Source organism: Brevibacterium pityocampae, from assembly GCF_039541555.1.
GTDB lineage: Bacteria > Actinomycetota > Actinomycetes > Actinomycetales > Brevibacteriaceae > Brevibacterium > Brevibacterium pityocampae.
The window spans coordinates 20,557-42,656 of sequence record NZ_BAABGL010000018.1 but is presented as its reverse complement, the minus strand read 5'-3'; the positions used below and the strand labels follow the sequence as shown (position 1 = coordinate 42,656).

The 22,100-nt window shown below is 71.7% G+C and carries 17 protein-coding genes; 14 read left to right on the top strand and 3 right to left on the bottom strand.

All coding sequences use genetic code 11. The features are described from left to right. The first annotated feature begins 33 nt into the window (after nt 1–33). The 3 genes from secD to ABD883_RS11445 are packed head-to-tail and all read left to right on the top strand — an operon-like array spanning nt 34 to nt 5,612. The gene (gene secD, locus ABD883_RS11455) at nt 34–2,202 is read left to right on the top strand and encodes a protein translocase subunit SecD (RefSeq protein ID WP_345032204.1); all 2,169 of its coding nucleotides are present in this window, start codon (nt 34–36) and stop codon (nt 2,200–2,202) included. Continuing rightward, the gene (gene secF, locus ABD883_RS11450; RefSeq protein WP_137319838.1) at nt 2,199–3,254 is read left to right on the top strand and encodes a protein translocase subunit SecF; all 1,056 of its coding nucleotides are present in this window, start codon (nt 2,199–2,201) and stop codon (nt 3,252–3,254) included. The genes secD and secF overlap by 4 nt, the downstream gene beginning before the upstream one ends. A 48-nt stretch (nt 3,255–3,302) precedes the next feature. Continuing rightward, entirely contained in the window at nt 3,303–5,612 is a 2,310-nt protein-coding gene (locus tag ABD883_RS11445) for a RelA/SpoT family protein (protein WP_345032201.1), read from the top strand. Here the strand turns inward: ABD883_RS11445 and ABD883_RS11440 are convergent. Then, nucleotides 5,599–6,189 carry a hypothetical protein gene (locus ABD883_RS11440; protein WP_265808818.1) on the bottom strand — a complete coding sequence of 197 codons (591 nt, stop codon included), beginning with the start codon at nt 6,187–6,189 and terminating at the stop codon, nt 5,599–5,601. The two genes, ABD883_RS11445 and ABD883_RS11440, sit on opposite strands and share 14 nt — an antisense overlap. 133 nt (nt 6,190–6,322) lie before the next feature. Continuing rightward, nucleotides 6,323–7,729: a DUF349 domain-containing protein gene (locus tag ABD883_RS11435; RefSeq protein ID WP_247424953.1), complete on the bottom strand. Its 1,407-nt coding sequence runs from the start codon at nt 7,727–7,729 to the stop codon at nt 6,323–6,325. Nucleotides 7,730–7,845: 116 nt separating this feature from the next. Between ABD883_RS11435 and ABD883_RS11430 the strand changes: the two genes are divergently transcribed. Together ABD883_RS11430 and hisS are read left to right on the top strand one after the other, a co-directional pair. Then, a complete protein-coding gene (locus tag ABD883_RS11430) occupies nt 7,846–8,541 on the top strand; it encodes an MBL fold metallo-hydrolase (protein WP_345032194.1) in 696 nt (231 codons plus the stop codon). Nucleotides 8,542–8,559: 18 nt separating this feature from the next. Next, nucleotides 8,560–9,906: a histidine--tRNA ligase gene (hisS, locus tag ABD883_RS11425; RefSeq protein ID WP_345032192.1), complete on the top strand. Its 1,347-nt coding sequence runs from the start codon at nt 8,560–8,562 to the stop codon at nt 9,904–9,906. 27 nt (nt 9,907–9,933) lie between these two features. Here the strand turns inward: hisS and ABD883_RS11420 are convergent, their stop codons facing one another. Next, nucleotides 9,934–10,329 carry an ArsR/SmtB family transcription factor gene (locus ABD883_RS11420; protein ID WP_295688972.1) on the bottom strand — a complete coding sequence of 132 codons (396 nt, stop codon included), beginning with the start codon at nt 10,327–10,329 and terminating at the stop codon, nt 9,934–9,936. 62 nt (nt 10,330–10,391) lie between these two features. On the opposite strand from ABD883_RS11420, the gene aspS reads away from it, so the two are divergent. The 9 genes from aspS (at nt 10,392) to ABD883_RS11375 (ending at nt 22,099) form a co-directional block, all read left to right on the top strand. Next, complete coding sequence (gene aspS / locus ABD883_RS11415; RefSeq protein ID WP_247424947.1) at nt 10,392–12,170, top strand: aspartate--tRNA ligase; 1,779 nt, start codon at nt 10,392–10,394, stop codon at nt 12,168–12,170. Next, nucleotides 12,167–13,645, top strand: coding sequence for a replication-associated recombination protein A (locus tag ABD883_RS11410; RefSeq protein ID WP_137319830.1), 1,479 nt, complete (start codon nt 12,167–12,169; stop codon nt 13,643–13,645). The genes aspS and ABD883_RS11410 overlap by 4 nt, the downstream gene beginning before the upstream one ends. A 70-nt stretch (nt 13,646–13,715) precedes the next feature. After that, nucleotides 13,716–15,071, top strand: coding sequence for a dihydrolipoyl dehydrogenase family protein (locus ABD883_RS11405; protein ID WP_345032189.1), 1,356 nt, complete (start codon nt 13,716–13,718; stop codon nt 15,069–15,071). Nucleotides 15,072–15,303: 232 nt separating this feature from the next. Next, nucleotides 15,304–15,930, top strand: a complete 627-nt coding sequence (rpsD, locus tag ABD883_RS11400) for a 30S ribosomal protein S4 (RefSeq protein ID WP_137319828.1) — start codon at nt 15,304–15,306, stop codon at nt 15,928–15,930. A 191-nt stretch (nt 15,931–16,121) separates the two neighbouring features. Continuing rightward, nucleotides 16,122–18,779 carry an alanine--tRNA ligase gene (alaS, locus tag ABD883_RS11395; protein ID WP_137319827.1) on the top strand — a complete coding sequence of 886 codons (2,658 nt, stop codon included), beginning with the start codon at nt 16,122–16,124 and terminating at the stop codon, nt 18,777–18,779. After that, nucleotides 18,779–19,261 carry a Holliday junction resolvase RuvX gene (ruvX, locus tag ABD883_RS11390; RefSeq protein WP_345032186.1) on the top strand — a complete coding sequence of 161 codons (483 nt, stop codon included), beginning with the start codon at nt 18,779–18,781 and terminating at the stop codon, nt 19,259–19,261. Before alaS ends, ruvX begins: the two co-directional genes overlap by 1 nt. Then, the gene (gene mltG / locus ABD883_RS11385; RefSeq protein ID WP_345032184.1) at nt 19,258–20,385 is read left to right on the top strand and encodes an endolytic transglycosylase MltG; all 1,128 of its coding nucleotides are present in this window, start codon (nt 19,258–19,260) and stop codon (nt 20,383–20,385) included. The genes ruvX and mltG overlap by 4 nt, the downstream gene beginning before the upstream one ends. After that, nucleotides 20,375–21,286 carry a shikimate dehydrogenase family protein gene (locus tag ABD883_RS11380; protein ID WP_217494858.1) on the top strand — a complete coding sequence of 304 codons (912 nt, stop codon included), beginning with the start codon at nt 20,375–20,377 and terminating at the stop codon, nt 21,284–21,286. Before mltG ends, ABD883_RS11380 begins: the two co-directional genes overlap by 11 nt. 42 nt (nt 21,287–21,328) lie before the next feature. Then, nucleotides 21,329–22,099, top strand: coding sequence for a prepilin peptidase (locus ABD883_RS11375; protein ID WP_345032181.1), 771 nt, complete (start codon nt 21,329–21,331; stop codon nt 22,097–22,099). Nucleotide 22,100 lies beyond the last annotated feature (1 nt).

The following is a 22,100-nucleotide window of genomic DNA, read 5'->3' as shown; positions in this document are numbered from 1 at the left end:
TCACGAACGGAAGACCGATCTGTGTCCGCACCTGTGAATAAGCCCCGTCCGGGACTGCGCTTCACCTGGCTGGGAATCCTCACAGCTGGCCTCATCGCCCTCATCGCCGGCGGCTCCATCTGGTCCACCGCCGTCTGGAGCCCCAACCTCGCGCTCGATCTCGAGGGCGGCACCTCGATCATCCTCGAGCCGCAGGTCGAGGACGCCTCGATCACCACCGAGCAGCTCGAGCAGGCCGTGTCGATCATCCGTCAGCGCGTCGACGCCACCGGCGTGTCCGAGGCGGAGATCACCACCCAGGGCGACCGCAACATCGTCGTCAACCTGCCGGGCAATCCCGACGAGGAGACACGCGACCTCGTCCGCTCCTCCGCGCAGCTCGCCTTCCGCCGCGTCGCCGTCGTCGCCGCCCCGGAGCCGCAGACCGATGAGGAGCCTGTCGAGGAGGAGGTCCCCGCCGGGCCCGAGCTCTCCGAGGAGGAGCAGCAGCGCCTCGACGAGCTCCTCGGCACCGGCGAGGAGGGCGCCGGAGAGGGTGCGCCCGAGGACGCCGAACAGCCCGAGAGCGGCGGAGCGGTCTTCGGACCGGCCGCTGCCAAGGACCCCGTTGCCGACGTCGACCCCGCTGCCGAGGACCCCGCGCAGGCCGGGGGAGCGGTGCCCGGCCCGGCCGGCTCGAACGAGCAGGCGCCCGCCGACGAGGCACCGGCCGAGGGCGGCGCCGAGGACCAGGCGGCCGAGACCTTCCCGCGCTTCGACCCGATCGGCGACACCTCGTGGATGAATGAGGAGATCCTCGCCCGGTTCGCCGAGCTCGACTGCACCGACCCGGAGAACCGCACCGGCGGCGACAGCGGCCCGGCCGAGGAGCCCATCGTCGCGTGCGCCCAGGACGGCTCCGCGAAGTTCGTGCTCGGCCCCGTCGAGCTCGACGGCTCCCACGTCACCGACGCGAGCTTCGGCTACGAGATGTCCTCGGCCGGCACGCAGACGAACAACCTCGCCGTGACCCTCGAGTTCGACGACTACGGCGCCGATGTGTTCGGTCAGATCACCGGTGCCATCACCGGCCAGCAGCCGCCGTACAACCAGTTCGCGATCGTCCTCGACGGACTCGTGCTGTCCGCCCCGGAGTCCCGCACCCCGGTCACCGACGGCCGCGCCCAGATCACCGGGAACTTCAGCCAGGAGGAGGCGGAGACGCTCGCCAACCAGCTGAAGAACGGCGCGCTGCCGATCAGCTTCCAGGTGCAGAGCGAGCAGCAGATCTCCCCGACGCTCGGTTCCGACTACCTCGCCAAGGGCGTGCTCGCCGGTGTGATCGGCCTGCTCCTCGTCGTCGTGTACTCCCTGTTCCAGTACCGCATGCTCGGCCTCGTCACGGTGTCGAGCCTCGCGGTGGCCGGAGTGCTGACCTACCTGCTCCTCCTGCTCGTGTCGTGGCGCTACGGCTACCGCCTGTCGCTCGCCGGCATGGCCGGCATCATCGTCGGCATCGGCATGACCGCGGACTCCTTCATCGTCTACTTCGAGCGCGTCCGCGACGAGATCCGCTCGGGACGCCGCCTCGTTTCCGCAGTCGAGATCGGCTGGGACCGCGCCAAGCGCACGATCTACGCGTCGAAGGCCGTGAACATGCTCGCCGCGGTCATCCTCTACATCCTCGCCGTCGGCAACGTCCGCGGCTTCGCATTCACGCTCGGCCTCACCGTCATCGTCGACGTGCTGCTCGTCGTGCTCTTCACCCACCCGATGCTCCAGGTGCTCGCCCGCACCCGGTTCTTCGGCGAGGGGCACCCGATGTCGGGCATGGACCCGCGGCAGCTCGGCGTCAAGCAGGCCGCCTACCGCGGCGCGATGGGACTCGACATGGAGAAGGCGAAGGAGAAGTCCTCCAAGCGCCGCTCCTTCGGGGAGGCGAAGCGACGGCAGGCGGCCGCCGAGCGCAAGCGGGCCGGCACCGCCGGCCGGTCGCTCGCCGAACGGAAGTCCGGGCGCAGTCTGGCCGACCGCTCGGGTTCGACCGCGCTGCTCGAATCGGATGACGCGGATCCGGACACCGAGGGCACCGCAGAGCTCTCGCTCGCCGAGCGCAAGGCGCGCGCCCGCCGGGCCGCCGCCGAGGATGCCGAGGCGAGCGCGCCGACCGAGGACATCGCCGAGACCGGGACGGACCCGGAGCCCGAGGGGGATGCACGATGAAGAAGTTCTTCGCCTGGGGCAACGACCTCCACAGCGGGCGCAGGTCGATCCCGTTCGTGCCGAAGACGAAGCTGTGGCTGTCGATCGCGGCCGTCGTGCTCGTCGCCTCCGTCATCGTGCCGCTCGTCAACGGCTTCAACTTCGGGATCGCCTTCACCGGCGGCAGCGAGTTCCACGTCGCGAACACCTCCGAGACCGACGAGACCATCGGCACCGAGGCGATCACCTCCGTGGTGCCCGGCGCGGAGCCGAACGTCGTGCCGACCTCGGACACCTCGCTGCGGATCACCACCGACCAGCTCACCGACGACGAGATGCAGCAGGTGCGCGAGTCGCTCGTGGCGGCCTACGAGGTCGACAACGAGGACGTCACCTCGACCTTCGTCGGGCCCACCTGGGGTCAGGACGTCACCGAGAAGATGATCCGCGCGCTCGTGATCTTCGTCGCGATCGCGATGGTCGTCATGGCCCTGTACTTCCGCACGTGGAAGATGTCGCTCGCCGCGATCGTCGGACTGTTCGTCGTCATGATCGTCACGATGGGGATCTACGCGACGCTCGGCTTCGAGGTCACCCCCGAGGCGATGATCGGCTTCCTCACCGTGCTGAGCTTCTCCCTCTACGACACCGTGGTGGTGTTCGACAAGATCAGGGAGAACACCGATGACTACGAGTCGAACCGGCGGATGAAGTTCTCCGAGCTCGTCAACCTCGGCGTCAACCAGACCACCGTGCGCTCGATCAACACCTCGGTGATCTCGGTGCTGCCGATCGGTGCGATCCTCTTCATCGGCGTCGCGCTGCTCGGCGCCGGCACGCTCACCGACATCTCGCTCTCGCTCTTCATCGGCACGATCGTCGCGGCCGCCTCGACCCTGTTCGTCGCCTCGCCGTTCTACGCCTGGCTGCGCAGCCGGGAGGACGCCGTGCAGGAGCAGGAGCAGCTCGTCGACGAGACCCGCGAACGGCTCGGCCTGCCCGATCGTGCGCCGGTGCTGTTCGAGGACGAGGAGCTCGCGAAGGCCGAGCGCGCGGAGTCCGCACGCGCCTGAGCCGCCGGAGTACGATGGACCGAGCAGGTTCGAGAGAAGGGGCGAGGCATGGCGCAGTCCGTCGATGACGCCGCCGGTGCGGCGAAGCGCTCCCGGGGGTTCTCGCGCCTGGCGTGGTGGACGGCGCGCAGCCAGCAGACGCCGCAGCACCCCAAGGCGCTCGCACCGCTGCTCCAGGCCGTCGCCCACAACCACCCCAAGGCCGACATCGACGTCGTGCTCCGCGCCTACCGGGTGGCGGAGAAGGCGCACGACGGGCAGATGCGCAAGAGCGGCGACCCCTACATCACCCACCCGGTGGCGGTCGCCACGATCCTCGCCGAGATCGGCCTGACCCCGACGACGCTCGCCGCCGCCCTCCTCCACGACACCGTCGAGGACACCGAGTACAGCCTCGATCGGCTGCGCGCGGACTTCGGCGAGGAGATCGCCGTGATGGTCGACGGGGTGACCAAGCTCGACAAGATCGAGTACGGCTCCGCCGCGCAGTCGGAGACGGTGCGGAAGATGATCGTCGCGATGTCGCGCGACATCCGCGTGCTCGTCATCAAGCTCGCCGACCGGCTCCACAACGCCCGCACCTGGAAGTACGTGCCCGCCGCCTCGAGCACGAAGAAGGCCACCGAGACCCTCGAGATCTTCGCCCCGCTCGCCCATCGGCTGGGCATGAACACGATCAAATGGGAGCTCGAGGACCTGTCGTTCCAGGTGCTCTACCCCAAGGTCTACTCCGAGATCGTCCGGCTCGTCGCCGAGCGCGCCCCGGAGCGGGAGAAGTACCTCGGCATCGTGTCCCGGGAGCTCGGCGCGGAGCTGAGCGAGTCGAAGATCGACTACACGATCTCCGGGCGGCCCAAGCACTACTACTCGATCTACCAGAAGATGGTGGTCCGCGGCCACGACTTCGCCGAGATCTACGACCTCGTCGGGGTGCGCGTGCTCGTCGAGACGGTGCGCGAGTGCTATGCGGTGCTCGGCCACGTCCACGCCAGCTGGTCGCCGGTGGCCGGGCGCTTCAAGGACTACATCGCGATGCCGAAGTTCAACATGTACCAGAGCCTCCACACCACGGTGATCGGGCCCTACGGCAAGCCGGTGGAGATCCAGATCCGCACCCGCGAGATGCACCGCCGTGCGGAGTTCGGCGTCGCCGCGCACTGGAAGTACAAGGACCGCCGCCGGGTCAACCCCGCCGCGCTCAGCGGCGCCGGGGACCGCACGGCGAAGGTCGGGGACTCCGGCGAGGTCGACCAGATCGCGTGGCTGCGCCAGCTGCTCGACTGGCAGCGCGAGACGAGCGACCCGGACGAGTTCCTCGACAACCTCCGCTTCGAGGTCAACTCGAAGGAGGTGTACGTCTTCACCCCCAAGGGCGACATCGTCTCCCTGCCGGCGGACTCGACCCCGGTCGACTTCGCATACGCCGTCCACACCGAGGTCGGGCACAAGACCATGGGCGCGCGCGTCAACGGCCGCCTCATCGCCCTCGACACCGCCCTCGCCAACGGCGACGTCGTCGAGGTGTTCACCTCGAAGGACGAGAACGCCGGGCCGAGCCGCGACTGGCTCGCATTCGTCAAGAGCCCGCGAGCGCGGAACAAGATCCGGCAGTGGTTCTCCAAGGAGCGGCGCGAGGAGGCGATCGAATCCGGGCGGGACCAGCTCGCCCGGGCGATGCGCCGCCACCGGCTCAGCGCGGAGAAGCTCATGAGCCAGGAGGCCCTCGTCGTCGTCGCCAATGAGCAGCGGCTCGGCGACGTGTCCGGCCTCTACGCCGCGATCGGCAACGGCACGATGTCCGCCGCCCACGTCGTCGACCTGCTCGCCAAGGAGGTCGCCGGGGACGAGCCCGAGGACTACCCCGCGCCGACGAATCCCACCGGCAAGTCCCGCGGCCACCACTCCTCGACGTCCGGGGTGCGCGTCAAGGGCGCCGACGACATCCTCGTCAAGCTCGCCCGCTGCTGCACCCCGGTGCCCGGCGACGAGATCGTCGGCTTCGTCACCCGCGGGGCCGGGGTGTCGGTGCACCGGGCGGACTGCTCGAACGTCGCCGGTCTGCGCCGCGAGCCCGACCGGATGGTCGACGTCGAGTGGTCCGAGCACAGCTCCGGGGTGTATCTCGTGCAGATCCAGGTCGAGGCCCTCGACCGCGCCGGCCTCCTGTCCGACATCACCAAGGTCCTCACCGAGAACCACGTGAACATCCTCTCCGCCTCCGTCGCGACCTCGAAGGCGCGCGTCGCGCAATCGCGGTTCGTGTTCGAGATGGGCGATGCCAATCACCTCGACACCGTGCTCTCCGCGGCGCGCCGCGTCGACGGGGTGTTCGACGTCTACCGCATCACCGGCGGTTGATCCCCCGATCCCCGCCGGTCCCGTCCGGGCCGAACACCTGCGCCGCGACCCGGCGCAGCGCGCGCACGTGCGGCCGCCGGTACTGGTCGTCGAGGTAGTCGAGGAACTCGGCCCGCTCCGCCGCCGGCACCTGGGCGGCCGACCGTCGCAGCCTCGCCGCCGCCTGCTCCTCGTCGCCGGAGTCCTCCCACGCCAGCAGCACGAGGTCGTAGAGCGTGCGGGCCGGAGCGGTGACCTCGATCCCGGCGACCCGGGCGAGGTCGCCGCCCTGCACCCAGCGCTCGTAGGTGATCCACGGATCGTCCGCCCGCCGCGCCCGGCGCCGGCTGCGCGTCGTGTACTCGCGGGTCGTCGGGCCGGTGCCCACGCCCCACCACACCCAGTGCGCCGAATGGTGGGAGAGCACGAGCCCGCGCGCCGCCGGCCGGCCGAGCGCCCGCGCCCGGAGCTCCGCATCGACGCGCGTGCCGACCGGCACCCAGCAGCTGTCGGTGAGCCGGAACACGAGCCCGTCGAGCGCGAGGTCCATGAGCTCGGTGTAGGTCAGCGGTTCGCCGATCCGCAGCACATCGTCCATGCGCTCCATGCTCCGGCGTCGGGCGGGCCGGGGCAACAGCGGCCGCGCAGCTGTGGACAGACCGACGACGGCCGCGCCATCCGCTGTGGACGGCGCGGCCGCGGAGCTCACCCGGCGGGGGAAGAGGGCCGACTCAGCCGAGCTCCTCGGCGGTCTTCGCGACCTGCTCGTACCAGGCGCGGCGCGCCTCGAGAGCAGTGCGCGCCTCCGCGATCCGCTTCTCGTCGCCGCTCGCCTCGGCCGCGGCGAGATCGGACTCGAGACCGGCGATCGCGGATTCGAGCTGCGCGAGCATGCCCGAGGTGCGGCTGCGGGTCTCCGGATCGGTGCGCTTCCACTCGGCCTCCTCGGCCGCGGCGAGCGCCCGCTCGACCTCGCGCAGTCCGCCCTCCATCCGGGACACGTCGGCGCGCGGCACCTTGCCGGCGTCCTCCCACGCCTCCTGGATCCGGCGCAGCTCGTCCTTCGCCTTCGCCGGGTCGGTGATCGGCAGCAGCGCCCGCGCGCGGGCGAGCAGCTCCTCCTTGACCACGAGGTTCTCCCCGTAGGCGGCGTCGATCGCCTCGTTCTCCTTCTCCCGGGCGGCGAAGAACACGTCCTGCGCGGCGCGGAAGCGTGCCCACAGGGCGTCGTCGTCCTTGCGTCCGGCCCGCGGGGCGGCCTTCCAGCGGTCCATCAGCGCCCGGTACTCCTGGGCGGTGCCGCGCCAGTCGGTCGACCCGGACAGCGCCTCGGCCTCCGCGACGAGCTTCGTCTTCACCCGCTTGCCCTCGGCGTTGCGCTTGTCGAGATCGGAGAAGAACTCCCGCCGGTGCCGGTCGAAGGTGTTGCGGGCCTTCGAGAACCGCCCCCACAGCTCCTGGTCCTGGGCGCGGGGGAGGCGCGGGGAGTTCGCCTGGATCGACTTCCACTCCTCGAACAGCCGGGCCATCCGGGCGCCGGAGGTCTTCCACTGCACGCGCGCCGGATCCGTCCCGGCGATCGACTCCGCCTCCTCGACGACCGCGGTGCGTGCGGCGAGCCCCTCGGCGCGGGCCGCCTCGCGCTCCTTCGACTGGGCCGCCGCGGTCTGCGCGGCGGACTCCTGGATCGCGGTGAGCCGGGCGGCGAGCGCGGCGAGGTCGCCGACGACCGCGGCCTCGGCGAGTGCGTCGTGCTGGGTGCGGGCGGAGGCGCGGATCGAGTCCCCGGAGGCCCCGGCGGCGAGCCGCTCCTCGAGCAGGGCGGCCGCGTCGACGAGATCGAGGTACTTGTGCGCGAAGTACGTCAGCGCCTGCTCCTCGTCGGCATCCGGGTACTGGCCGACCGCGCGCTCCCCGTCGGCGGTCCGGACGTACACGGTCGTGTCCTCATCCATCCGGCCGAACCCGATCGCCTCGGCGAGCGCGGCGCTGCGGTCCTGCCGGGGGGCGGCCGCGGCGGCCCTGCGCTGCCCGGCCGCGGGCGCCCGCGCGGCGAGCGCGGCCGGGCTGGGAGCGCCCGGGCGCGGGCCGGGCTTGGGGGCGGGTGCGGTCGGGCGCGGGGCTGAGTCGTCGGTCATGCTGGACACCTTGTCTTCGCGTCGGTCGAATCACGGATGATCACTCGACGATGGGCAGAACACACCCCAGCATATCCACCGCGGGCCGTGCGGGGCCCCGCGCTAGACTGGCGGGCATGGAGATCACCGCCGTCCGCGCCGAGCTGCTCGATGTCAACTGCTATGCCGTGGCCGCCGAGCCGGGCGCCGAGGCCGGCCCGGGCGACGACACCGCGGACCGGGAGTGCGTGATCGTCGATGCCGGCTTCGACTGCGCCCCCGACCTCGCGCGGGTCCTCGCCGAGCTCGGCTGGACCCCGGTCGCCGTCCTCCTCACCCACGGCCACCCCGACCACATCCTCGGGCTGCCCCGTCTGCTCGAGGCCTTCCCCGGCCTCGAGGTGCTCATCGGGGAGCCCGACCTCTACCGTCTGCAGGATCCCGCCTCGACGGTGTCGGCGCAGCTCGCCCACATCGTCGCCCCGCTCGTCGGGGAGTGGACCGCGCCGGAGGCCGCCGCGGTGTCCGGCACGGAGCCCTTCACGCGCGCCGGCCTCACCATCGCCCCGGACCCCGCGCCCGGGCACACCGAGGGCTCGACGCTGTGGCGGGTGAGCGATCCGCACGGGCAGGGCGACGCCGCCGAGGTGCTCTTCACCGGCGACGTGCTGTTCGCCGGGTCGATCGGTCGCACCGACCTCGCCGGCGGCGACGGGCAGGCGATGGAGCGCACGCTCGCCCACATCGCGAGCCTGCCCGACACCCCGGTGCTGCCCGGTCACGGGCCGGCCACCCGGCTCGCGCACGAGCTGCGCACCAACCCGTTCCTCTGATCAGGAGACCTGTTACCCATGGCCCAGGCCGCACGACTCTCGGGGTTCCCCGAATGGCTGCCCGCTGACCGCATCGTCGAGGAGCGGGTCATCGACCTGCTCAAGCACACCTTCGAGCTCAACGGCTTCGCCGCCCTCCACACCCGCGCCGTCGAGCCGATCTCCGCGCTCGCCAAGGACGGGGAGATCGACAAGGAGGTGTTCGCGGTGTCCCGGCTCCACGCCGAGCCCGGGGACGCGAAGAACCCGCTCGGTCTCCACTTCGACCTCACGGTGCCCTTCGCCCGCTACGTCGTGGAGAACGCCGGCCGGCTGCCGTTCCCCTTCAAGCGCTACCAGATCCAGCCGGTGTGGCGCGGCGAGCGGCCCCAGGACGGGCGCTACCGCGAGTTCATCCAGGCCGACATCGACATCGTCGCCGAGGACACGCTGGCCGAGCACTTCGAGGTCGAGGTGCCCCTCGTCATGGCCCAGGCGTTCGGCGAGCTCGCCGAGCTCGGAGTGCCCGGAGTGCGGATCCTGGCGAACAACCGCAAGCTCATCGAGGGCTTCACCCGCGGCATCGGCCTCACCGACATCACGGCGGTGCTCCGCTGCATCGACAAGCTCGACAAGATCGGGCCGGCGAAGGTCGGGGAGCTCCTCGCCGCGCAGGCCGGCGCCGACGAGTCCCAGCAGCGCCGGCTCCTCGAGTTCGCCCGGATCGAGAGCACGACGGGGGCGTTCGCCGAGGAGGTGCGTGCGCTCGGCGTGTCCGACCCGCTGCTCGACGAGGGCCTCGAATCGCTGAGCCGGCTGCTCGATGCCGCGAACCGGCAGCAGCCCGGTGTCGTCGTCGCGCAGCTCAAGATCGCCCGCGGCCTCGACTACTACACCGGCTCGGTCTACGAGACGCAGCTCATCGGGCACGAGGCGCTCGGATCCGTGGCCTCCGGCGGCCGCTACGACTCGCTCGCCTCGACGGGGAAGCGGACCTTCCCCGGCGTCGGCATGTCGCTCGGCGTGTCGCGTCTGATGTCGCGGCTCGTCGGGCGCGACCGGATGGTCGAGGCGAGCCGCGGTGTGCCGACGGCGGTGCTCGTGGCCGTCACCGACGACGCCGCCCGTGACGAGGCCGTCGACGTCGCCGCCCGCCTGCGGGCCCGCGGCATCCCCGTCGACGTCGCCCCGGCGGCGAGCCGGTTCGGCAAGCAGATCAAGTTCGCCGAGCGCCGCGGCATCCCCTTCGTGTGGTTCCTCGACGGGGAGACCGGTCACGAGGTCAAGGACATCCGCTCCGGCGAGCAGGTGAGCGCCGATCCGCAGCTGTGGACCCCGCCGGCCGAGGACCTCTGGCCGACCGTGCGCAGCGTGTCCCGGGACTGAGTCCCCGCGGCGGGGCGCTCCGGGCCCTCAGCTGCGCGCGCTGAGCGGTCCGGCGGCGCGCGGCTCCGGATCCGGGGCGAGGGAGCCGTCGGGGGCGATGTGGTCGAAGATCTCGCTCACCATCGTCACGACGTGCGGGTCGTCCACGAGGTAGACGATCCGGCGGCCCTCCCGGCGGGAGGACACGAGCCCGGCGAGCCGGAGCTTCGCGAGGTGCTGGGACACCGCCTGCACGCTCGCCCCGGACGCCTCGGCGAGCCCGGTGACATCGGACTCGCGGTGCACGAGGTGCCACATGATCAGCAGCCGGGTGGACGAGGACAGCATGCGGAAGGTCTCCGCGGCCACCTCGATCTGGGCGCTCGTCGGCGCCTCCCCGATTCCGTCCTCCACGGCTCCTCCTCCACGACCTGCGACTATCATGGGTGCCGGACGCACCACCGTCCCATCCTGCACCATCTCCCAACGCTTAAGGAGCAGACCCAGTGCTGAGAACCCACGAGGCGGGCACGCTGAGTGCCGCTGACGTCGATTCCACCGTCACCCTCGCCGGCTGGGTCGACCGCCGCCGCGACCATGGCGGCGTCGCCTTCATCGACCTCCGCGACGCCTCGGGCATCGTCCAGGTCGTCGTGCGCGAGCAGGACGCCGACCAGCTCCGCAACGAGACCGTGGTGAAGGCGAGGGGCACGGTGGCGGCGCGCCCCGCGGGCAACACCAACCCCGGCCTGCCGACGGGTGAGATCGAGGTCGTCGACACCGAGATCGAGGTGCTCGCGCCCGCCCGTGCGCTGCCCTTCCAGGTGTCCGACCACGCCGAGGACTCCGGCCAGGTCGGCGAGGAGACCCGGCTCAAGTACCGCTACCTCGACCTCCGCCGCTCCGGCCCGGCCGCCGCCATGCGCCTGCGCGCGCAGGCCAACCGGGCGGCCCGCGGCGTCCTCGAGGACCACCGCTTCATCGAGGTCGAGACCCCCACGCTCACCCGTTCGACCCCGGAGGGTGCACGCGACTTCCTCGTCCCGGCGCGCCTGCGCCCGGGCAGCTGGTACGCGCTCCCGCAGTCCCCGCAGCTCTTCAAGCAGCTCCTCCAGGTGGCCGGCCTCGAGCGCTACTACCAGATCGCGCGCTGCTATCGCGACGAGGACTTCCGCGCCGACCGGCAGCCGGAGTTCACGCAGCTCGACATCGAGGCCTCGTTCGTCGAGCAGGAGGACGTCATCGGGCTCGCCGAGGAGATCCTCGCCGCCCTGTGGAAGCTCATCGGCCACGAGATCAGCACCCCGATCCCGCGCATCACCTACCACGAGGCGATGGAGCGCTATGGCACCGACAAGCCCGACCTCCGCTTCGGCCTCGAGCTCACCGACCTCACCGCGTACTTCGCCGACACCCCGTTCCGCGTGTTCCAGGCGCCCTACGTCGGCGCCGTCGTCCACCCCGGCGGCGGCTCCCTGCCGCGCCGCCAGCTCGATGCCTGGCAGGAGTGGGCCAAGCAGCGCGGCGCGAAGGGCCTGGCCTACGTCCTCATCCAGGAGGACGGCTCGCTCACCGGCCCGGTCGCCAAGAACATCTCCGAACAGGAGAAGGCCGGGCTCGCCGCCGCCGTCGGCGCCGAGCCGGGCGACGCGGTGTTCTTCGCCGCCGACGCACCCGGTGCGGCACGTGCCCTGCTCGGCGCGGCGCGCCGCGAGATCGCCGCGCGCACCGGGCTCATCGACGAGGGCGCCTGGTCGTTCGTGTGGGTCGTCGACGCCCCGCTGTTCGAGCCGACCGCCGACGCCGAGGCCTCCGGCGACGTCGCGGTGGGCTCCGGGAGCTGGACCGCGGTGCACCACGCGTTCACCGCGCCCAAGCCGGAGTTCATGGACACCTTCGACACCGACCCGGGCTCGGCGCTCGCCTACGCCTACGACATCGTGTGCAACGGCAACGAGATCGGCGGCGGCTCGATCCGCATCCACCGCCCCGACGTGCAGGAGCGCGTGTTCGCCGTCATGGGCCTCGGCGAGGAGGAGGCGCGGGAGAAGTTCGGCTTCCTCCTCGACGCCTTCGGCTACGGCGCGCCGCCGCACGGCGGCATCGCGTTCGGCTGGGACCGGATCGTCAGCCTGCTCGCCGGTGCGGACTCGATCCGCGAGGTCATCGCGTTCCCCAAGTCCGGGGGCGGCTACGATCCGCTGACCGACGCGCCGGCCCCGATCACCGACGCGCAGCGCGCCGAGGCGGGGGTCGACTTCGACCCCGAGGCCGAGGACGGATGACCGATCTGTTCAGCCAGGCGGGTGTCCCGGATTCCTCCGGGGCGCCCGCCTCGTCCGTCCTCGACCCGCTCGCGGTGCGGATGCGCCCGCGCACGATCGCGGAGATCGTCGGCCAGGACCACCTGACCTTCCCCGGATCGCCGCTCCACCAGCTCGTCACCGCCCAGCCCGGGGACAAGGCCGGGGCGAGCTCTCTGCTGCTGTGGGGCCCTCCCGGCGTGGGGAAGACGACGATCGCCCACGTCGTGTCGCACGCCTCCGATCGCCGCTTCGTCGAGCTCTCCGCGATCACCGCCGGGGTCAAGGACGTGCGCCGGGTGATCGAGCAGGCACGTGCCGACCGGGAGCTCCACGGGCGCACCACCGTCCTCTTCCTCGACGAGATCCACCGCTTCTCCAAGGCTCAGCAGGACGCGCTGCTGCCCGCGGTGGAGAACCGGCTCGTCGTCCTCATCGCAGCGACCACGGAGAACCCGTCGTTCTCCGTCATCGCCCCGCTCGTCTCCCGCTCGCTCGTGCTCACCCTCCGCCCGCTGTCGGACGCGGACATCGGGGAGCTCGTCGACCGCGCACTCGCCCACGAGCGCGGCCTCGCCGGGACCTTCGCACTCGCCGCGGACGCACGGGAGGACATCATCGCGCTCGCCGCCGGCGACGGGCGGCGCTCGCTCACCATCCTCGAAGCCGCCGCCGCGATCGCCCGCGCCCACGCCGGTGCGGGGGAGAGCACCGGTGGGGGGACCGACACCGAGGACGGAACCGACACCGGGACCGACGCCGAGGGGAAGGCCGACGGCGCCGGAAAGACCGACGCCGAGGGGGAGGAGCGCGACCTCCCGCTCATCTCCGCCGCCCATGTCGCAGATGCCGCCGACCGCGCCGTCGTGCGCTACGACCGGGCCGGTGACCAGCACTACGACGTCGTCTCCGCGTTCATCAAATCGATCCGCGGCTCCGACCCCGACGCCGCGCTCCACTACCTCGCGCGGATGATCTCCGCCGGCGAGGACCCCCGTTTCATCTGCCGCCGCATGGTGATCGCCGCCGCCGAGGACATCGGCATGGCCGATCCGCAGGCGCTCGTGATCGCCGTCGCCGCACAGACTGCGGTCGAGCGCATCGGCATGCCCGAAGGGCGGATCCCGCTCGCCGAGGCCGTCGTCTACCTCGCCTGCGCCCCGAAGTCGAACGCGAGCTACCGCGGGATCGACAGGGCGCTCGCCGACATCCGGGAGGGGAGGGCCGGCGAGGTGCCGCTGCACCTCCGCGACGCGCACTATCCCGGGGCGAAGGCGCTCGGCCACGGCGAGGGCTACCGGTACTCCCACGACTATCCGCACGGCGTCGTCGCCCAGGAGTACCTGCCGGAGTCGCTGGCCGGGACCCGCTACTACGAGCCGACGGCCAACGGCGCCGAATCCCGGATGGGCGAGCGGCTCGCGGCCCTGCGAAGGATCCTCGGCCGCCCCGACTGAGCACGCCGACGGCTCTCATCCACGCCCCCGGCGACGAGTTCCGGCTCTCAGCGGTCGGTAGGGTGGAGCCATGAGCGATTCGGTCGAACCCAGCACAACCGAATCCACCGGCCTCGCCGTCGACGTCCTCGTCATCGGCTGGGGCAAGGGCGGCAAGACGCTCGCCCGCACCCTCGGCAGCTCCGGGACCCGGGTCGCGCTCGTCGAGCAGTCGGAGTCGATGATCGGCGGCACGTGCATCAACGTCGCGTGCGTGCCGACGAAGACGCTCATCCACCAGGCGGCGGTGAAGCCCGAGGCGACACCGCCGGCGGAGTGGTTCACCACCTCCGTGGAGGCGCGTGACGCGCTCATCGGCAAGCTCAACACCCGCAACCGGGAGCTCGTCGAGGAGGCCCCGGACGCCGTGATCGTCATGGGGAAGGCGGCATTCCTCGACCCGCACACCGTCGAGGTGACCCAGGGCGAGGACCGGCTGCGCATCACCGCGGACACCATCGTGATCAACACCGGCACGGTGCCCGCCGGGCCCCCGATCCCCGGCGCGGACTCTCCCCGCGTCCACGACTCGACGACGATCCAGCACGCCAGCCCCTTCCCCGAGCGCCTCGCGATCGTCGGGGGCGGCTACATCGGGCTCGAGTTCGCCGACATGTTCGCCGGTTTCGGCTCGGAGGTCACCGTCATCGATCCGGGGGAACGGATCCTGCCCAGGGAGGACGATGACATCGCCGCCGGTGTCACCGAGCACCTCGAAGCCGCCGGCGTGACCCTCGTCCGCACCGAGGACGGCCACGCAGTCGAGGCCGAGGCGGTGCTGCTCGCCGTCGGGCGCAGCGCCACGACGGCCGGGCTCGGCCTCGGGCGGGCCGGCGTCGAGGTCGACGAGCGCGGATTCGTCCGTGTCGACGACACGCTGCGCACCTCCGCCGAGCACATCTTCGCCGTCGGGGACATCAACGGAGGGCCCCAGTTCACCTACGTCTCCCTCGACGACCACCGGATCGTCGCCGGCCAGCTCACCGGCGACGGGACCCGCCGCCGCAGCGACCGGGCGGCCGTGCCGAACACGATGTTCCTCACCCCGCCCCTGTCCCGGGTCGGCATCAACGAGCAGCAGGCGCGTGCCGAGGGACGCGGCGTCCTCGTCGCCGCGAAACCGGTGGCGCAGATCGCGGCGATGCCGCGGCCCAAGATCCTCGGCAACCCCACCGGCATGATCAAGTTCGTCGCCGACCCCGATACCCGGGAGCTGCTCGGAGCGACCGTGTGGTGCGTCGACTCGCAGGAGGTCATCAATCTCCTCGCGCTCGCGATGCGCGCGCACGTCACCGTCGATGCGCTGCGCGACGGGATCTGGACCCACCCCTCGAGCACCGAGGCGCTCAACGAGGTGCTCGGCGAGCTCCGCCCGCTCACCGTCTGAGTCCTCGGGTGGCCCGGTGACGCCGCCGATTGGACGGCAGCGGCGCCACCGGACTAGTATGATCGATTGCTGTGCCTGCACCCTGAAGGCGGTCGGCTCCGGAGTGCTCGCTCCGGTCGCCCTCTTTCCCAGCCCGGGAAACAGCGGCTCCGGAACCGGTCGAGCCCCCGTGCGCATCGTGTGCGCAGGACCCGCCCGGAGCACACGATGCGAACCGAAAGGTCACCCACACATGTCCGCACCCGCACGCGATCGCCGTCAGGTCCGCCTGTCGCGCGCCCTCGGCCTCCCGCTCACCCCGAAGGCCGAGAAGTACTTCGAGCGCCGCCCTTACCCGCCGGGCGAGCACGGCCGTGCCCGTCGCCGCAACGACAGCGACTACTCGGTCCGCCTCAAGGAGAAGCAGCGCCTCCGCGCGCAGTACAACATCCGCGAGGCGCAGATGCTCAAGACCTACAAGGAGGCGCGCCGCCTCCCGGGTCTGACCGGTGAGAACTTCGTCGAGCTCCTCGAGATGCGACTCGACGCCCTCGTGCTGCGCGCCGGCTTCGCCCGGACCATCGCGCAGGCCCGCCAGTTCGTCGTCCACCGCCACATCTGCGTCGACGGCCAGCGCGTCGATCGTCCGTCCTTCCGTGTCAAGGAGGGCCAGATGATCCACGTCCACGAGAAGTCCGCGCAGATGGATCCGTTCCAGGTCTCCGCCGCCGGCGCGCACCGCGACGTGCTCCCGGCCGTGCCCGGCTACCTCAAGGTCGACCTCGAGGCGCTGCAGGCCACCCTCCTGCGTCGCCCCAAGCGCGACGAGGTTCCCGTGACCTGCGACGTGCAGCTCGTCGTCGAGCACTACTCGCGCTGATCGGCACGCACCAGCACCACCGGTGAGCGCACCCGCGCCCATCATTCGCACTGCCCGGCTCCCATTGCGGAGCCGGGCAGTCGCCATTCATCCGCCCGCCTCATCCACTAGACTTGCCCAGGATGCGCACCGCCCGCCGACACCTCCGGCGGTCACCCGATGAGCCCGCCGCGCGGGACGAAAGGTCAGGAATGAAGACGGCAGAGATCAGACGACGCTGGCTGGCATACTTCGAGGCCCAGGACCACGCCGTGGTGCCCTCGGCCTCCGTCATCAGCTCGGACCCGTCGATCCTGTTCAACATCGCCGGGATGGTGCAGTTCATCCCGTACCTGTCCGGTCGCGAACCCGCTCCCTTCGCGCGCGCCACGAGCGTGCAGAAGTGCGTGCGCACCCAGGACATCGAGGAGGTCGGCCAGACCACCCGGCACGGCACCTTCTTCCAGATGAACGGCAACTTCTCCTTCGGCGACTACTTCAAGGAGGGCGCCATCCGGTTCGCGTGGGAGCTCCTCACCAGGCCGGAGGCCGACGGCGGGCTCGGCTTCGACCCGGACCGCCTGTGGGCGACCGTCCACCGCGACGACACGGAGACCATCGACCTGTGGCTGGCGAACACCTCGATCCCGGCCGAGCGGATCCAGACCCGCGGCAACGAGGACAACTTCTGGCACACCGGACAGCCCGGCCCCGGCGGGTACTGCTCCGAGATCTACTACGACCGCGGGCCCGACTACGGCGTCGAGGGCGGGCCGGTCGCCGACGAGGACCGCTACATCGAGATCTGGAACCTCGTGTTCATGGAGTTCGCGCTGTCCGCGGTGCGCTCGAAGGTCGACTTCGACATCGCCGGCGAGCTGCCGGCGAAGAACATCGACACCGGCATGGGGCTCGAGCGCGTCGCGTTCCTCAAGCAGGGCGTGGAGAACATGTACGAGATCGACGAGGTGTTCCCCGTGATCGCCGCCGCGAGCGCCCTGTCGAACCGGGAGTACGGGGCCGACCACGCCGACGACGTGCGGATGCGCGTCGTCGCCGACCACGTGCGCTCCGCCCTCATCATCATCGGCGACGGCGTGCGCCCGGGCAACGAGGGGCGCGGCTACATCCTGCGCCGCCTGCTGCGCCGCGCCGTGCGCGCCATGCACCTGCTCGGCGTGAGCGAACCCGTGCTCCCGCACCTGCTGCCGGTGTCCAAGGACGCGATGGCGGAGTCGTACCCGGAGCTCGCCACCGACTTCGACCGGATCTCACGCATCGCCTACGCGGAGGAGACCGCGTTCCGCCGCACGCTCGACTCCGGCACCCAGCTGCTCACCACGGCGGTGGAGAAGGTCGGCTCCGGCGGCACGATCGGCGGCGACGTCGCCTTCGCGCTCCACGACACCCACGGCTTCCCCATCGACATGACGCTCGAGATGGCCGCCGAGCAGGGCGTGACCGTCGACGAGGAGGGCTTCACCGCCCTCATGGCCGAGCAGCGCCGCCGCGCCAAGGAGGACGCCAAGGCGAAGAAGGGCGGACTGCAGGCCGATCTCTCCGCCTACTCCGCGCTCCTCGAGTCCGGCCCCACCGAGTTCGTCGGCTACGACACGCTCACCACCGACTCCCGGATCCGCGGCCTCGTGGCCGATGGTGAGGCCGTCGACGTCGTGACTGCGGGGCAGACCGTCGACCTCGTCCTCGATGTCAGCCCGTTCTACGCCGAGTCCGGCGGGCAGAAGGCCGACACCGGGATCATCCGCGGCGACGGCTTCACCGCCCGCGTCCTCGACGTGCAGAACACGCTCAAGGGTCTGCCCGCGCACCGGATCGAGGTGCTCGACGGGGAGATCGCAGTGGGGCGCGACGTCCATGCCGAAGTCGACGGCGGCCACCGCTTCGCCGCCGCCCAGGCGCATTCGGCCACGCACCTCGTGCACGCAGCGCTGCGCGAGATCCTCGGCTCCAACGCCGTGCAGGCCGGATCCCTCAACCAGCCCGGCTACATGCGCTTCGACTACTCGTTCCCCGAGGCGCCGAGCACGGCTGCCCGCGCGGAGATCGAGGACGCGGCGAACATCGCGGTCCGCGACAACCTCGAGGTGAGCTACGAGCACCTGCCCTTCGAGGACGCGAAGGCCTCCGGAGCGCTCGCGCTGTTCGGCGAGAAGTACCCCTCCGTGGTCCGCGTCGTCGACATCGGCGGCCCGTTCTCGCGCGAGCTGTGCGGCGGCACCCACGTGGCCCGGACCACGGAGATCGGCCCGATCTCCGTGATCTCGGAGGCCTCGGTGGGCTCCGGCACCCGCCGGATCGAAGCCTCGGTGGGGCTCTCGGCGTTCCGGGAGCTCGCCAAGGAGCGCACGATCCTCCAGTCGCTGTCCGACCTCCTCAAGGTCCCCGGCGCGGACGTCCCCGAGCGCGTCGCGAACCTGCTCGCGCGGATCAAGGACGCCGAGCGCACGATCGCCGCCCTCAACCAGGAGAAGGTGCTCGGCGCGGCACAGGCCGCGCTCGACTCCGCCCGTCGGGTGGGAGCGGTGACCTTCTCCGGGACCGTGCTCGGCGACGTGTCCGGCGCCGGCGACGTCCGCTCCTTCGTCCTCGACGTCCGCAACCGGATGGGCTCGGAGGCCGGGGTCGTCGCGGCGATCGGCGTGGCGGGCGGGAAGCCCGCCGTCGTCGTCGCCGTCAACGACGCCGCCCAGGCCACCGGGCTGCGGGCCGGCGACCTCGTCAAGGCGGCCTGTGCCGAGCTCGGCGGGGGAGGCGGCGGCAAGCCCGACCTCGCGCAGGGCGGCGGCAGCGACGCGAGCCGCGCCGAGGCGGCGATGAGCGCGGTGGCGCGCGCCCTGGAGACGAGCTGATGGCATTCCGCCGCGGCCGCCGGCTCGGGATCGACGTCGGCAGCGTGCGCGTCGGAATCGCCCAGTGCGACCCCGACGGCATCCTCGCGACCCCGCTCGACACCGTGTACCGGCGCGACGGAGACGCCGCCGCGCTGCGGCGGATCGCCGCGCTCGTCGCCGAGGTCGAGCCGATCGAGCTCGTCGCCGGGCAGCCGCGCTCCCTCGACGGCACCGCACGCGCCTCGGCGGACGCCGCCCTGGCCTTCACCGAGCAGATCGCCGGTGTGACCGGACTGCCGGTGCGGCTCGTCGACGAGCGCTTCAGCACCACCGAGGCCCACACCGTGCTGCAGGCGGTGGGGCGGAGCGCCCGGAAGCGGCGCGAGATCGTCGACGCCGTCGCCGCGGTGGTCATCCTGCAGAGCGCAGTGGACCAGGAGAAGAGCACGGGCGTGCCGGCCGGCACGCTCCTGCACCCGGCACCGGAGGCCCCCGCATGACCGAGATGGATGAGATCACCAGCGACGACGGCCTGAGCCGGACCGAGCGCCGGGAGAAGGCCAGGCGGCGCATGCTGCGCCGTCGACGGACCACGATCTTCGCGCTCGTCGCCGTCCTCGTCATCGGCATCGGCGGATTCGCGGCCTTCACCACCGCCGGCTCGGTCGTGAGCGAGATCTTCGGAGACTCCGGCGACTACGAGGGCGAGGGCGGCGAGGCCGTCGTCGTCACCGTGCTGCCCGGCTCCTCGGCCACGCAGGTCGCCAACCAGCTCGTGCAGGAGGACGTCATCAAGTCCGCCCGCCCCTTCCTCGATGAGATCGAGCGCCGCGAGGTCACGATCCAGGCCGGCGACCTCAGCCTCCGCAAGCAGATGAGCGCCGCCGCCGCCGTCGAGGCGATCGTCAACCCGGAGGCGCTGCAGACGATCGCGGTCCCCGAGGGCTTCCGGCTCAGCCAGATCGAGGCACGGATGATCGAGTCCGGGATGAGCGAGGACGAGGTCGTCAAGTCGCTGAAGGACAAGACCCCCGGAGACTACGGGCTCGACGTCGACACCCCGAGCCTCGAGGGCTATCTCTATCCCGCCACCTACGACATCCGGCCCGGGATGACCCCGGAGGAGATGGTGCAGGAGATGGTCGATCGCACGAAGACCGAGATCGAGGAGCTCGACATCCCGCTCGAGGACGTCAACGAGGTGTTCACACTCGCCAGCCTCGTCGAGATCGAGGCGCCCGGCGACGAGGAGGTGCGTCGGCAGGTCGCCCGCGTGTTCCTCAACCGGATCAGCGACACCTCGCAGACGAACGGCCTGCTCCAGTCCGACGCCACCGTCCACTACATCTTCGGCACCCGGAACGACGCGAGCACCACCGCCGAGGAGCGGGAGAGCGACGACCCGTACAACACGTACAAGCACCCCGGCCTGCCCCCGGGCCCCATCAACTCGCCCAGCCGCAGTGCCGTCGGTGCCGCCCAGAACCCCGCCGACGGCGACTGGCAGTACTTCGTCGCGACGAACCCCGACACCGGGGAGACGGAGTTCGCCGAGACCTACTCCGAGCACCAGCGCAACGTCGAGAAGTACCGCGAATGGCTGCGCAATCGCGATGACGGCTGACGCGGCGGTCGCGCCGGGCTCGCGGCCGCGGATGCGGGCGGCCGTGCTCGGCTCGCCGATCGACCATTCGCTCTCCCCGGTGCTCCACCGGGCGGGCTACGCCGCGCTCGGCCTCAGCGGCTGCGTCTACGACCGCTGCGAGGTGGACGAGGCCGGCCTCGCCGACTTCCTCGACACCCACCCCGAGCACCGCGGGTTCTCCCTCACCATGCCGCTCAAGCACGCGCTGCTCGAGCTCGCGGCCGCACGCGGCTGGGAGATCGACTCCGTCGCCGCGCGCACCGGGGCCGGCAACACGCTCACCCGGCTCCCCGACGGCTCCGTGCGCGTGACGAACACCGACGTGGCCGGCATCGTGCGCGCACTCCGCGCGGCCGGCGTCGGCACTGCCGGCCCGCGCCCGCTGCGCGCCGCGGTGCTCGGCGGCGGGGCGACCGCCGCCTCGGCGACCGCCGCGCTGGCCGAGCTCGGCGCGGAGTCCATCGAGTTCTCCGTCCGCACCCCGGCCCGTGCCGCCGCCGTGCACGCCCTCGCCGAGGAGCTCGGCATCGAGGCATCCGTGGGCCTGCTCGCCGACTGGCGGCCCGGGGAGGCCGACATCACCGTGTCGACCCTGCCCGCCGGGGCGCTGGCCGGTGTCCGCCTCGCCTGGCCCGAGCGGTTCGCACAGCCCGCGGCGCTCCTCGACGTCGCCTATGCGCGCGCGGAACCCGACCTCCTGGCGGAGTTCACCGCACGCGGCGGGACCGCGGTGCCCGGCACCCGCATGCTCGTCCACCAGGCCGTCGAGCAGTTCCTCGGCTTCACCGCCGCCGCGGGCTGCGACCTCGACACGCCGGAGCACCGGGCACGGCTCGTCGCCGCCATGCTCGACACCCTGCCCCGTGCCGTCGGTGCCTGAGCGCCCGCCCGCCCGACCGCCCCGAACCGGAATGGAGGAAGCGTGCCCGAGCCGCTCTCACTCGTCGCCAGCCTGAGCCTCACCGTCCTCACCGCGCTCGCGGTGAGCACCTGGATCCGACTGCGCTTCGCTCGCCTCATCGACGACGAGGCCGGCCTGCGGCTGCTCCGCGGGGTGGATCGGGACTCCACGCCGAGCGGACTCGTCACCGCCGTCCTCACCTCGAGCGGCGCCGTCATCGCCTGGCTCGCGGCCTTCATCGTACCGGCCTACCTGTCCCGCACCGTCGCCGACGCCCCGATCCTGCTCGCCCTCGGCCTGTTCGCGGGCGCGACCGGCTGGCTGTTCTGGATCGACTCCTCGATCCGTCGCCTGCCCAACCGGATCGTCCTGCCGATCACCTTCGCCTCCCTCCTCCTCTACCTCGTCTCCATCGTCATCGGCGTCACCCGCGAGCCGACCGGGCTGCCGGGCACCTGGGCCGGCGCGGCGACCCCCGCGGTCGAGGGCCTCATCAGCGGGCTCGTCGTCCTCCTCTTCTTCCTCCTCCTGGCCGTGCTGGCCCTGCGGATGCGGCGGACGGGGATGGGCGGCGGCGACGTCAAGCTCGCCGTCGTCGTCGGCATGCTGCCCGGGGCGCTGAGCCCGGCCGGCCCGCTCGTCGCGCTCGTCGTGATGAACCTCTCCGCACTCGTCCACGTGCTGTGGCTCACCGGCACCCGCCGGAAGCGGTGGGGCGACGCGATCGCCTTCGGGCCGCACATGCTGATCGGCACGTGGACGGCCGTGATCCTCGGCCCGCTGCTTTTGTAGA